The organism is Mucilaginibacter sp. 3215 (assembly GCF_050433785.1).
GTDB lineage: Bacteria > Bacteroidota > Bacteroidia > Sphingobacteriales > Sphingobacteriaceae > Mucilaginibacter.
Genome location: NZ_JBNPWO010000002.1, coordinates 123,844 through 135,659, shown reverse-complemented (window position 1 = coordinate 135,659; position 11,816 = coordinate 123,844). Strand labels below are relative to the sequence as shown.

Sequence of the window (11,816 nt, the reverse complement as noted above, 5' to 3'; positions counted from 1 at the left end):
ATGAAACCAAAAACAATTAAAACCCTTTATTGGATCTTTACCGTCCTTTTTCTATTAGCTATGCTTGGCGATGCGTACGGAGGGATCACAATGCAGCAGGCAGGCAAAGATTCATTAGCTAAACTTGGTTACCCTTTTTACCTCATGGTTATTATGGGGGCGGCAAAAATAGCAGGTGTACTGGCCATCGCTCAAACCAGGTACCAGGTTATTAAAGAATGGGCTTATTCAGGCTTCACCATCAGCTTTATCGGTGCATTTTTATCATGGCTTGCTGTTGGAGCCGGGGCAGCTATGCTCATTCCGCCGGTAGTTATGCTGCTTGTTATGTTCTTTACCTACTATTTATGGAAAAGGTATGAGCAGGTAAAAGAACTGGGCTTAACCAACACTAAACTTACCGGAAATACCGAACTGGCTTAATTTTTTTAGTTTAATTATAAATTCCGGGTTTGTCAATAATCCCGGTTTGTTTGTTTATTACCATGCGCAAACTGATCGTATCCTTAAACATTACGCTGGATGGTTTTGTAGCGGCGGAGGATGAGGGCCTGGATTGGCACTATCAATACTGGACGGATGAAATAGCCGAGACAACAACAGAATTGCTTAGCCGGGCCGATACTATTTTATTGGGTAAAAACACGTATCAGGCTATGGCTGCCTATTGGCCTTTTCAGGCTAAGTGCATGAACTTTCCCCGTACGGATATTGCTTATGCAGATATGATGAACAACTATCAAAAAGTGGTTGTGTCCTCAACAATGACCTCCGTATGGTGGAACAATTCATTACTGCTCAAAGGAAATCTGAAGAAAGCTGTTGAGCATTTAAAAAAGCAGCATGGCCGTGACATCCTTACTTACGGAAGCATCAGTGTGGTCAAAAAGCTGGTGACCGCGAATTTAGTTGATGAGTATCAGCTTTGGATCCATCCGGTGATTTTAGGTAATGGAAAAACACTTTTCAAAGGGTTAAAAAACAACTTGCCTTTAAAACTGGTTTTAAAGAAAGTTTTTTCATCGGGTGTTATATTGATGGTTTATCAATCACCTAATTAAACTTAGGTAACAGAATCAAACCGACCGGTTTAAAAACGCATCTTTACTGCTGACACACTGTTGTCAATAGCGCGTTACACCTTTGTATATAAAAATGTGATCCGTTATGAACAGAGCCGACAGGTTGCTCAGGGTATTGGTGCTGCTGCAAACCAGGGATGTGGTTTCTATCGACCTGCTGAAATTACATTTTCATATCAGTACCCGTACAGCCTATCAGGACCTTGAGTGCCTGAAGCAATTAAAAATAACAGTGACCTTTGAAGCTGAAAAGGGATGTTTAGTTTTAGTTGCAAGCTGCCCTTCGACGGATGGTAAAAGTGACATCATTTCTCAGCCTATGTTGGTTATTCCGCCGGCCATAAAAAATGAAATGTTATCAATTATACCGCGTGCGTTAAATAATGATCCTCAAAACTCATCGTCGTAATATCTTGATTTTTAGGCAACTCATAAAATTTACGCCGTTGTTGTTTTGATCCAATTTAAAGCGATGGAATACTGACTGTTGCGCAAAATTACGTATGAAAATACAGTATTTTAACGGGTTGATATTTGGCTGATTGCTTTGTAAATTGGGAAACATTTTTATGTCCGCTAAACCCGCAACCTTATGTTTAATTCCCCAATTATCGATCTTGCGCTCACGCTGTCGTTCACCTATTTTTCGCTCAGCCTAACTGTTAGCACAATTCATGAGTATCTGTCTGCCCTGCTCAACAAGCGGGGAGAATATCTGAAAAATGCCATTGACTGTTTACTTTTTGACCAGGACTGGAAAAAAATAGCTGAAAAGCTTTATAACAATCCGAACATTACATCTTTAAAAAAAGATTTAAACAGTTTGCCATCATATATCCCAGCGGGCAATTTCGCCGCGGCTTTAATGGATCAGTTTAAAGAAGATAAAAATATTATCCTTGATATGAATAAGATCAGGGATGTTTTAACAGATGATGGCACAGCGGGACAGGTTGGTATCTCTGCCGGGATCAGGAAACTTCTTCTTAATTTTTATGAACGCGCCCAGGGCGATCTTCAGAGTTTTCAAAAACAAATCGAAACATTTTATAATTCGGCCATGGACAGGGCCTCGGGAGTTTATAAACGATCATCTCAGCTTATTGTATTTATTATTTCAGTGGTAATCTGTGCCTCCTTGAATGTTGATACTATAAATATTGTGAACAAGCTTTGGGGTAACCAGGAAGCACTGAAACATACAGCCGATAATTTACAAACCGTAGTTAAACAAGTAAACGAAAAAGGATATAATCCTAAAACTGATACGATAAAGTTTGAAGCCAGCAAAGTAACGGTTATTAAAAACATACCTGCCGATACGAGTAAAAACGCACCTAACGGAAAAAAAGTCGCCCAACAAATCAGCACAGTTAGTACGTTTTTGGTAAGCTCTGGTATCCCTGTTGGTTGGACGGCACAAAATGCTCCGGATTTGAAGGGTAAAACATTCAGCCAAAGCCTTTTGTCGCTTTTAATCAAGATAACGGGTATATTATTAACAGCTATAGCTTTAATGTTAGGCGCTCCTTTTTGGTTCGATTTGATCAATAAAATTGTAAGTTTACGTGCGGCGGGCAAAAAGCCTGAAGAAGAAGCAACCACACCAACTAAAAATACCACCGTAACCGTAAAACCAGTAGGCTAATGCGTATTAAAGTAACCAAGCTGCTTAATACCAGGGTAGGAGGCGCTCATACAACCTATCAAACCGGTGCTGTAAGAGAGCCGGGTGACGAGATAGAAGTAACGGGTACCGTGCAGGGAGAGGAACTTGATGGAAACAATACCTGGTATAAAGTGGGTGACGATGCTAATAGTCATTATTGGAGCGGCGGGGCCGAACAAATAGAAGGAGCTGGGAGCAATTATCAGCAATGGATGATTGACTTGAGCCTGCCGGAGATTTGGGGCCGGTATGCAGGTACAGGCGTTGGTGTTGCTGTGGTTGACACCGGTATTGCGCCAGGCATAACAGACCTGTTTTATAATCAGAGTAAGTATTATGTTTATGGAGATAATGTTGAGATAAAAGACAATGCCGGTCATGGTACATTTTGTGCTTCCCTTGTTGGGCTACGGAATACCAGCGGCAACTATGTCGGTGTGGCTCCGGGATGTAATTTATTCGCCTGTAAAATATCCGAAAAAAGAACATTTGAAAACACGGAGAGAGATGCCCAAAGATATGCTGACGCGATTAATTGGTGTGCAAAAAATCCCGATATTCATATAGTGTCAATAAGTTGGTCGTCGGGTATAAGCAATGCAGCTACTTTAAGTTTAATTCAGGAGGCTATAAACAATGCCGTAGCTAACAATAAAATAGTTGTTTGTTCTATCGGAAATTCGACAGCATACGGTGATACTAGAAAATATTATCCGGCCTGTTTGAAAAATACAATCGGAGTAGGCATGGTTCCGGATAAAGAGAATGGCTATCCTTGTATAAATGAGTTCCTATCGCTGGTGATCAATGGCTCGCAAATAAAATCATATGATCAGAATAACGAATTGATAGCTGATAGCGGAAGTAGTTTTGCGACGGCTATTACATCGGGTATAATTGCGCTGATGATTCAAAAAATGAATTTTAGTTATTCATTTGCTACTATCCTTGAAAAATTGGTGGCTATGACGCAGAAAACTACCTTCATTATAACCGAAGATGGAAACCCACCAGCATCCTTCGATTTTCCACTGCTAAAACCCGAACTTTTATTGAATTTTTTTAATGATGTTGTATGAAATATAAATACGCCTCCCTTTTTTTGCTTTTGCTTCTGTCCTGCAAAATGTTTGCACAACAACCCGAAAGGCGCGTTTTTTATGATGTGTTATATTTGAAAAGCCTTTACGACAAAGACGGGAAAATAAGGATCAGCCCGCAAAATAAGCCGCTGTTTGCTTATTATTTTAGTCTTAAAAATACCACCAATGTAGATACTGTTATTCAGAAGAATCCTTTTTTTAGCCTGAACGGGATTTATGAAGCTGGCGGTGCAAGCGGAGGGACAATACCCAGCCCATCCGGATTACTACAATCCATAGGCTCTCTTGATGTTACCAATCTTGCAGACGGTCTTGCAAAGTTTTTGGTGGAACGAACAAAGCAGGAACTTTCCACCGCCTTTTTTTCACGGTTTAAAAAGGAGCTGGACAGTACCAGGCAGTTGCAGTTATTATTTCCGGTTACTTACAAATCACTTACTGCTATAGATGTTGAGATCTATAACTACGCCGCTTATACCGATTTGCTCCGGGAATCATTTCAAAAAGATCTGGCACTATTGCTTCCCAATGTTTCCAATTTGATTGAAGACCCGTGCATGGATCAATTATTTGCTGCCATGCCTCATGTCAGGATAATCTTCATCGATGCCTTGTATATAGCCAACGAGTTTCATGAGGGTTCCCATCCCGGGGATATTTTTCATAACTACCTGGTTAATAAAGCAGACAATGGCACCTTAAGGCTTGTAAATGAAAATGTATATCCGGCATTGCAAGCTTTTGATCTTTTTTCACAATCATTACGGTCAAATCAGAAAGATAAATACTGGGTTGATGTCGATTCGGCAAAGATGCTGTTTAATAGCCCTGTAACTTTCCAAATCTACCTTGGTTTGCTTTACCAGCAATTGGAAAAAAAGGACATTAATTTTAAAGAGGGTTCAATGAGGCAATTTCTCAAAGATCGTAGTGTTGACTTTTTAAAGTTTGAGGAAATTTATCAGAATTATAACATTGAATTCATCCAAAAAGCAGCTATTGTAAACAGGTGCTTTATTAATTTAAAGCAACTTCAGCAAAAAGGTGAAAACACTTTTAATTACCAGGATTATTACGCGCTTTATAATTCATCACTAAACCTTTTTGAACAATTATTGAAATCGCCGTTGCTTTTAAATGTCAACCCGGCCAATATCACTATACCAATGATTGACAGGAACGATCCAAAGATTGGGCAGTACCTGTCATCAGCCCGGAGCCTTGGCAACGTTTACATTGATGTTTACGAAAAACAGTACCCATCGGCCATAGTTGAGCTTAGCGGCGTTTACGATAACTTGTTTATTAATAAAGTCGTTACCAACCCAATAAAACAGGATTTGGTTAGAAACCTTGCAGAAAAAAAAGCGGAATATGATAAACTGCAGGACGTTGTCGCCAAAACTGTCATAAAGAAAGAAATAAATGAACTTGAAGCGAAAATTGCATCATTCACCGAGTGGCCGGCAATAAATAAAATGTTTATCAAATATGCCAATTTCGCCGCTGAGGTATCAAAAGCGAAAAATAGCGACGAAGTAAAAAATGCTATTGAAGCAATTGCTTTACCGGTAGGCAGTTCAACCGTTAAACGCGAGGCTATTTTTAATGTCGCTCTAAACGCCTATGTTGGCCCTTATGTAGGTAGCGAAAAAGTGCATGGCATTGATGAAAACTATAAAGGCACATATGGGCTATCAGCACCGGTAGGAATTTCATTTAGCTGGGGGCACCGTTTATTATTTGTTCCTACGGGCGATAAAAAATGGTCGACTTCTGTTTTTGTTTCTTTAATTGATATCGGCGCACTTGCTTCATACCGTTTTACATCCGGAAGTACCCCGGTAGCAAAAGATACCAGCGCCACTGTAGCGCAGGTGCCTAAAATTGAACTGAAGAATATCATAAGCCCCGGTTTGTTTTTATCTGTAGGCATACCATCCACACCAATCTCAATTTCGGGTGGTTTCCAGGTTGCGCCAAATTTGCGCAGCGTTAGTTTAACAGGAGCCAATAAAGATGTGATAACTAACACTTACGGCGATAATAAGTTATATACGCGTTGGTCGGTTGGGGTTTTAGTTGATATACCGATACTCAATTTGTTTACTAAAGGACGTTAAAAGATTTGATTAATGGTTCGTCGGCCAACGATAAATCGAGGGCGAAGGAAGGCAACGCCATTTATAGCTTGAAATTGATAAAACTTTTACCGGAATATCTTGTTCAAATAACGGTTCGGCGGTTGCCGCTCTTGCCGGGCATTATATTTAAAAGTTATTGCATATTGGGCTGGCATAATTAAAAAGATGATTTAACTTTAAGGCGTTCTGTTTTTATTATTTATTATCATATTTAAAACAAAACCGAGTCAGATAAATTGAAAATATACAACCACTTATGCAGGAATTAGACCCCACCATTCTTCAAAAAGCAAACTCATGGCTTCAAGGAAATTATGATGCTGATGTAAAGCAGGAAATTCAAAAATTAATTGACGATAAGGCATATACCGAACTGACGGATTCATTTTACCGCGATCTGGAATTTGGTACAGGCGGCCTTCGCGGCATTATGGGGCCGGGTTCAAACCGTATCAATAAGTATACTATAGGCGCCGCCACACAGGGATTAGCTAATTATCTGAAAAAAACCTACCCCGGCGAAAAAATTAAAGTAGCTATTGCTCATGACAGCCGTAACAATGCTGATTTCTTTTCGACTATCACAGCAGAAGTTTTTTCAGCTAATGATATTTATGTTTACTTTTTTAAGGCATTGCGCCCTACACCCGAGCTTTCGTTTGCGGTACGCCATTTAGGCTGCAAAAGCGGTGTAATGCTTACAGCATCACACAACCCCAAAGAGTATAACGGTTACAAAGCTTATGGGGCTGATGGCGGGCAATTTGTTTCTCCGCATGATAAGGCCGTGATGGACGAGGTTGCTGCAATCAGCAGCATTGATGACATCAAATTTAACCGCGTTGATGCTAATATTGAAGAAATAGGGGAGGATATTGACGAGCTTTACCTGAGCAAGATCACCGAACTTTCTGTTTCGCCTGATGCTATTGCACGTCAAAAAGATCTTAAAATAGTTTATTCGCCGATCCATGGTACAGGTATCACATTGGTACCCCAAGCCTTGAAACGGTTTGGTTTTGAAAATGTGATCCTGGTTGATGAGCAAATAACTCCTGATGGAAATTTCCCAACAGTGGTTTACCCCAACCCCGAAGAAAAGGAAGCGCTTACACTTGCCCTTAAAAAAGCCCAGGATACTGATGCCGACCTGGTATTGGCTACAGATCCGGACGCAGACCGTGTGGGAATTGCTGTGAAAAATACTGATGGCGAGTTTATTCTGCTCAATGGTAACCAAACCGGCGCTATGCTGATCAATTATTTATTAAGCGCATGGGAAGAAAAAGGCAAGCTTACCGGTAATGAGTACATTGTTAAAACCATTGTCACCACAAATCTTATCGAACGCATAGCCGAAGCCAAAAATGTTACTTACTATAACACCCTTACCGGCTTTAAGTATATCGGCGAGTTAATGACCCATTTTGAGGGTAGACAAACCTTTATAGGTGGCGGTGAAGAAAGCTATGGTTATTTAATAGGCGAACTGGTTAGGGATAAGGATGCTGTAGTTTCAAGCGCATTCATTGCAGAAATGACTGCTTATTACAAAGACAAAGGAAGCAGCCTTTTTGAAGCATTAATTGACACTTATGTGCAATATGGTTTTTATAAAGAAAAGCTGATCTCCCTGACTAAAAAAGGTAAAACCGGCGCCGAAGAAATTAAGGAAATGATGGAGAAATTCCGTACCAATCCTCCGGCAACCTTAGGCGGCTCAAAAGTAAGCACGCTTAAGGATTACGAAAAACGCATTGAAACTGATTTAGCAACCAATACAAGCAAACCAATTGAATTGCCTGTATCTGATGTTTTACAATTCATTACCGAGGACGGTAGTATCATTTCGGCCCGCCCGTCAGGCACGGAGCCTAAAATTAAGTTTTATTGCAGCGTGAACAGCAAACTCGATAGTAAAGAAACATACCGTGAAACAGACAAACAACTTGATGCTAAAATTGCCTCAATTATGCAGGACCTCGGTGTTTAATTACGGATAATGAGGTTTAAAAAAATCCCGGCCAGATCTCAATCGGCCGGGATTTTTTATGTGTGATTTATCAGGGGTTTGTTACATCGTTTTTCTGGGGCGCCTTGGTCTGTCACCTCCAGGTGACTGATCATTATTGCTCCGGTAATTGCTTGGGCTATTATAGCTTCGGGTATTGTTAGTTCTGTCACCGGTGCCTCTATTATTGTTGTTGCCGTATCCAAATGACTTACGTGGCGGAGGAGTTTTCTTAACAAAGTCGTCGTTTATTTTTACACTTAATACCCGATCGGCAATGGGCGTACCGTCTAAGGCAATCACCGCGTTCTCGGCCCCGGTGCGGTCCTTCATTTCAAGAAATGCATATCCTTTGCATATCCTTGTTTTTTTGTCGCGTACAATTTTAATCGTTTCCACATCGCCATGTGGACCTATCATTTTAACAAGTTCCAGCTCTGTCATTTCCAGAGGAAAGCCGCCTACAAATAATTTGACCATTTATAAATTGAGATTAAGATGATAGATAACCACCGTACACAAATTTCGTTTGATTTTTTTTAAATAAAGGATGTTTTCGCGTTAAAACCAAAGTTTATTTAATAATTCGTTGTTTTCAAGCCACCAATGGTCTTAAAGAGGCATTTTGTGCCTCTTTATAATACAATGACATCAATACAAAATAGAGAACGACTGATATGCATCTTTAAGGAGTACTGAAGGCCGATTGGCTGCTATTTCGTTTTCCAGGTTTTATTGCTAAATATAGCTACCCCCATCTCCGTTTTTACCTGGTATCTCAATGACAAATTCAGTGCGTTTGTATCCCAGTTATAAATATCAACATAAGCGTTCGGGCGCCCGGTAAATGGTCCGTATGCTTTTAAGAAATCGTCCAGTATTTTATAAGCGTCAGTCATCTTAAAAAAAAGATAAATGTTCACTATTTTGTTTTTTTAAACGAGGAAACCTATTGCATCTAATAACAAACTATCTCCCTGTATCAATGAGCTGCTGTCTTTATATTGATAACGGATACAACTGTCTGCATCGGGTTTAGCGTCATTATCTAAATAGGTAAGCTTATGGGCCGGAATTTGACTGATATCCTCGCCGAGTGTCAGCCCCTTAATACCGTTGCAAAATTTTAAATACTCAACCGATCCTGGTGTTTTAGATTGTGAGAAAACCAGCGATGGAAAAAGGCAGGCTATTGCAATCAATAGGGTTTTGATGCCTGTTGTTAGTGTTTCATAATATGCTTTCATAAGTCAGGTTTTACAATAATAAAAACAAGGGCGATGCCATCTTCGCCCTGAAAATTAGTTTGTATTGATTTTTACTTAAATTTTGAAAATTTGAGTTTATATAATTAAACTTATTGCAATGTTTTACTTAGTTATTTATTTCTTGTATAGAAAAAAACTCAGCAATTGAAAATACTGTCTGTTTTTGTTAACTATAGGTTAAAAACAAAACCCGTCGTTTGAGTAGCATGATCTCAATCTTTTCAGGTTCGGACAGTGTAATTTCTGTTGATCAAAAAACAAAACTAAAACGCATTAGCAATACTGTAAATCCATATATTTGAGAATATAAACCGGGGATAGGTGTGCAATTTATCTCCTAAAATGATAGCCTTGTTGGTTGCAGTTTAATTAATTTATTGCCGTATTTGATTTGCAGAAATTGTGTGTTTGATTAATCATCGGATCGGTACGCTATTTAAAACCTTTATACCAAAAATGAAATATATCTTCTGTTTGCTTTTTTCATTAATTATTCTTTCGGCAAATGCATTCACTGATCCTAATACCTTACTCGAAGAATTAAAAACTGAAATCGCAAAAAAAAATATATATGACAGCAGTAAAGAAGTAAGGATCCGAAAATTAAAGGCATACCAATCAAATCTTTCGCAAACCAATTATGATGCTCAGTTTGATACCTGGGACAAGCTTTACACCGAATACAAATCATATCAGTTTGATTCGGCGTATGTTTATGTCGATAAAATGATATCATTAAGCAAGGTAACCGGTAATAAACCAAAGGAGTATTATAGTTATGTAAGGATGGCTTTTATTCTTCTTTCGTCGGGGATGTTTAACGAAACCTTTGACTATTTACGAAAAGTAAATGTAAAAGCCCTAAGTAATGTCGATAAAGTTGATTACTATTTCTTTTTGGGCAGGTGCAATTATGACTTGGCAAATTACAGTAATGACAAATATTTTAGTCCCGATTATATTAAGGCTGGTAATAAATACATTGATTCAGCGGTCTCGTTTTGCGGCAACGACCATATAATGCATACTTATTTACTTGGTTTGAAGAATTACCAGGAAAAAAATTATGGAGAAGGGCGCATACGGTTTAAAAAATTATTGGAGAAGGATATGCCAATTTCCATGCACCTGCGGGCAATGGTGTCATGTTCGTTGGGAGCTATCTGTCTTGAAGATAACGAAAGGCAGGAGGGCCTTAATTTAATGATGAGGGCTGCAATAGCCGATATCAAATCATCAACCCGTGAAACGGTTGCGCTTTACACGTTGGCCGAACTGTTATATAAACAGGGTAATATCAAAGATGCTTACAGTTTCATTCAATTGGCAAAAGCTGATGCCGACTTTTACGGGGCCCGCCAGCGTAAAATACAAATTGCCTCAATTTTACCATTAATAGCAGCAGCCGAACTTAACAATACCGAGCATCAAAAAAATCGCTTCCTGGTGTTCCTGTTAATTATTACCGCGCTTGCATTGTTGGTGGTCTTTTTTCTGGTGATGATCATTAACCAATTAAAAAAGTTAAAGGTTAAAGAAGCAATAATTGAAGGGAAAAATGTACAATTAAACCAGATAAACGGGAAACTGATTGAAGATGCAAAAATTAAAGAAGAATATATCGGGCAGTTCTTTAAAGCCATTTCGGGTTATATTGTTAAGCTCGAAAATTTGAAAATCTCTATTGATGCCAAGCTCTCGATGAAGAAGTACGACGCCATCCATACTTTTGTAAATAATATTGATATTAAAAAAGAAAGGGAGAGCTTGTATTACAGCTTTGATCATATTTTTTTAAAGATCTTCCCTAATTTTATTACGGTGTTCAATAGCTTGTTTGCCGAGAAAGATCAGATCTGGCCAGATGAGGATGAAGTATTAAATACCGATCTTCGCATATTCGCGCTTATAAGGATGGGTATTGCTGATAATGAAACTATTGCCAAAATATTGGAATATTCTGTCAATACAATCTATGTTTACAAAATGAGGATCAAAGCCAAATCGTTGCACCCGGATCAATTTGAACAACGGATTATGGATATTAAGGCTTTTGATTACGAGTGATTTGTTTAGAAAATACACCCTCGCCACCCTGTAAAATACCCGAATCTTACAGGGTGCGTAGCAAAAAAAGTATTATAAATGATTAAAAAAACATTATATTTTTCGTCGCTATTTTTTTTATAACTATTTGGTTTTCAATGCATTGAATTTAAAAAACATCGAAAAAAATTATAAAATTATTAAAATGGACTCTTTTTACCTTTACCGCACCGGACAAGTCTTTTTCTGAGTTTATTTATAAGTAAATTGCATCAGAATTTAACCTGTAATAATTGTAAACCATTACATTTTTAAACGATCAGTCATTGTTAACCTTTTCCTGTGCTCCCCTGCTAACCTGCCGGTACGGGCGATGTTTGCATGACCTGTGTGCGTATACTTCGGTATTATTTATTATGATAAACCCGAAACCATATTAGCATGATTTCGTATAAATGTTCGGGATCTCTTTTTACGGATTAAAAACTAAACC

General features: G+C 38.7%; 11 protein-coding genes. 8 read left to right on the top strand and 3 right to left on the bottom strand.

The window, feature by feature from the left end; genetic code table 11:
* From ABIC84_RS04385 to ABIC84_RS04355, 7 genes are all read left to right on the top strand, one after another.
* The gene (locus ABIC84_RS04385; RefSeq protein WP_429262778.1) at nucleotides 1-423 is read left to right on the top strand and encodes a DoxX family protein; all 423 of its coding nucleotides are present in this window, start codon (nucleotides 1-3) and stop codon (nucleotides 421-423) included.
* 62 nt (nucleotides 424-485) lie between these two features.
* On the top strand, nucleotides 486-1,061 hold the full coding sequence (locus ABIC84_RS04380; RefSeq protein ID WP_426588128.1) for a dihydrofolate reductase family protein: 576 nt from the start codon (nucleotides 486-488) through the stop codon (nucleotides 1,059-1,061).
* Nucleotides 1,062-1,167: 106 nt separating this feature from the next.
* Complete coding sequence (locus ABIC84_RS04375; protein ID WP_429262777.1) at nucleotides 1,168-1,491, top strand: HTH domain-containing protein; 324 nt, start codon at nucleotides 1,168-1,170, stop codon at nucleotides 1,489-1,491.
* 183 nt (nucleotides 1,492-1,674) lie between these two features.
* Nucleotides 1,675-2,730: a hypothetical protein gene (locus tag ABIC84_RS04370; protein WP_429262776.1), complete on the top strand. Its 1,056-nt coding sequence runs from the start codon at nucleotides 1,675-1,677 to the stop codon at nucleotides 2,728-2,730.
* Entirely contained in the window at nucleotides 2,730-3,830 is a 1,101-nt protein-coding gene (locus ABIC84_RS04365) for a S8 family peptidase (RefSeq protein ID WP_429262775.1), read from the top strand. Before ABIC84_RS04370 ends, ABIC84_RS04365 begins: the two co-directional genes overlap by 1 nt.
* A 47-nt stretch (nucleotides 3,831-3,877) precedes the next feature.
* Nucleotides 3,878-5,977 (top strand): hypothetical protein, encoded by a 2,100-nt coding sequence (locus ABIC84_RS04360; protein WP_429262774.1) that lies wholly within the window; start codon nucleotides 3,878-3,880, stop codon nucleotides 5,975-5,977.
* Nucleotides 5,978-6,254: 277 nt separating this feature from the next.
* Nucleotides 6,255-7,991 (top strand): phospho-sugar mutase, encoded by a 1,737-nt coding sequence (locus tag ABIC84_RS04355; protein ID WP_429262773.1) that lies wholly within the window; start codon nucleotides 6,255-6,257, stop codon nucleotides 7,989-7,991.
* An 81-nt stretch (nucleotides 7,992-8,072) separates the two neighbouring features.
* Here ABIC84_RS04355 and ABIC84_RS04350 read toward each other — a convergent pair whose 3' ends face one another.
* The 3 genes from ABIC84_RS04350 to ABIC84_RS04340 form a co-directional block, all read right to left on the bottom strand.
* Nucleotides 8,073-8,489 (bottom strand): RNA recognition motif domain-containing protein, encoded by a 417-nt coding sequence (locus ABIC84_RS04350; protein WP_090525518.1) that lies wholly within the window; start codon nucleotides 8,487-8,489, stop codon nucleotides 8,073-8,075.
* A gap of 233 nt (nucleotides 8,490-8,722) precedes the next feature.
* Entirely contained in the window at nucleotides 8,723-8,908 is a 186-nt protein-coding gene (locus ABIC84_RS04345) for a hypothetical protein (RefSeq protein WP_429262772.1), read from the bottom strand.
* A gap of 36 nt (nucleotides 8,909-8,944) precedes the next feature.
* Entirely contained in the window at nucleotides 8,945-9,256 is a 312-nt protein-coding gene (locus ABIC84_RS04340; protein ID WP_429262771.1) for a hypothetical protein, read from the bottom strand.
* A 477-nt stretch (nucleotides 9,257-9,733) separates the two neighbouring features.
* Here ABIC84_RS04340 and ABIC84_RS04335 point away from each other — a divergent pair, with 477 nt between their 5' ends.
* A complete protein-coding gene (locus tag ABIC84_RS04335) occupies nucleotides 9,734-11,344 on the top strand; it encodes a DUF6377 domain-containing protein (RefSeq protein WP_429262770.1) in 1,611 nt (536 codons plus the stop codon).
* Nucleotides 11,345-11,816 lie beyond the last annotated feature (472 nt).

Excerpts from the sequence above, each read along its gene's own strand:
- ABIC84_RS04385 (WP_429262778.1), top strand. The coding sequence starts at position 1 with ATGAAACCAAAAACAATTAAAACCCTTTATTGGATCTTTACCGTCCTT.
- ABIC84_RS04380 (WP_426588128.1), top strand. The coding sequence starts at position 486 with ATGCGCAAACTGATCGTATCCTTAAACATTACGCTGGATGGTTTTGTA.
- ABIC84_RS04375 (WP_429262777.1), top strand. The coding sequence starts at position 1,168 with ATGAACAGAGCCGACAGGTTGCTCAGGGTATTGGTGCTGCTGCAAACC.
- ABIC84_RS04370 (WP_429262776.1), top strand. The coding sequence starts at position 1,675 with ATGTTTAATTCCCCAATTATCGATCTTGCGCTCACGCTGTCGTTCACC.
- ABIC84_RS04365 (WP_429262775.1), top strand. The coding sequence starts at position 2,730 with ATGCGTATTAAAGTAACCAAGCTGCTTAATACCAGGGTAGGAGGCGCT.
- ABIC84_RS04360 (WP_429262774.1), top strand. The coding sequence starts at position 3,878 with ATGTTTGCACAACAACCCGAAAGGCGCGTTTTTTATGATGTGTTATAT.
- ABIC84_RS04355 (WP_429262773.1), top strand. The coding sequence starts at position 6,255 with ATGCAGGAATTAGACCCCACCATTCTTCAAAAAGCAAACTCATGGCTT.
- ABIC84_RS04350 (WP_090525518.1), bottom strand. The coding sequence starts at position 8,489 with ATGGTCAAATTATTTGTAGGCGGCTTTCCTCTGGAAATGACAGAGCTG.
- ABIC84_RS04345 (WP_429262772.1), bottom strand. The coding sequence starts at position 8,908 with ATGACTGACGCTTATAAAATACTGGACGATTTCTTAAAAGCATACGGA.
- ABIC84_RS04340 (WP_429262771.1), bottom strand. The coding sequence starts at position 9,256 with ATGAAAGCATATTATGAAACACTAACAACAGGCATCAAAACCCTATTG.
- ABIC84_RS04335 (WP_429262770.1), top strand. The coding sequence starts at position 9,734 with ATGAAATATATCTTCTGTTTGCTTTTTTCATTAATTATTCTTTCGGCA.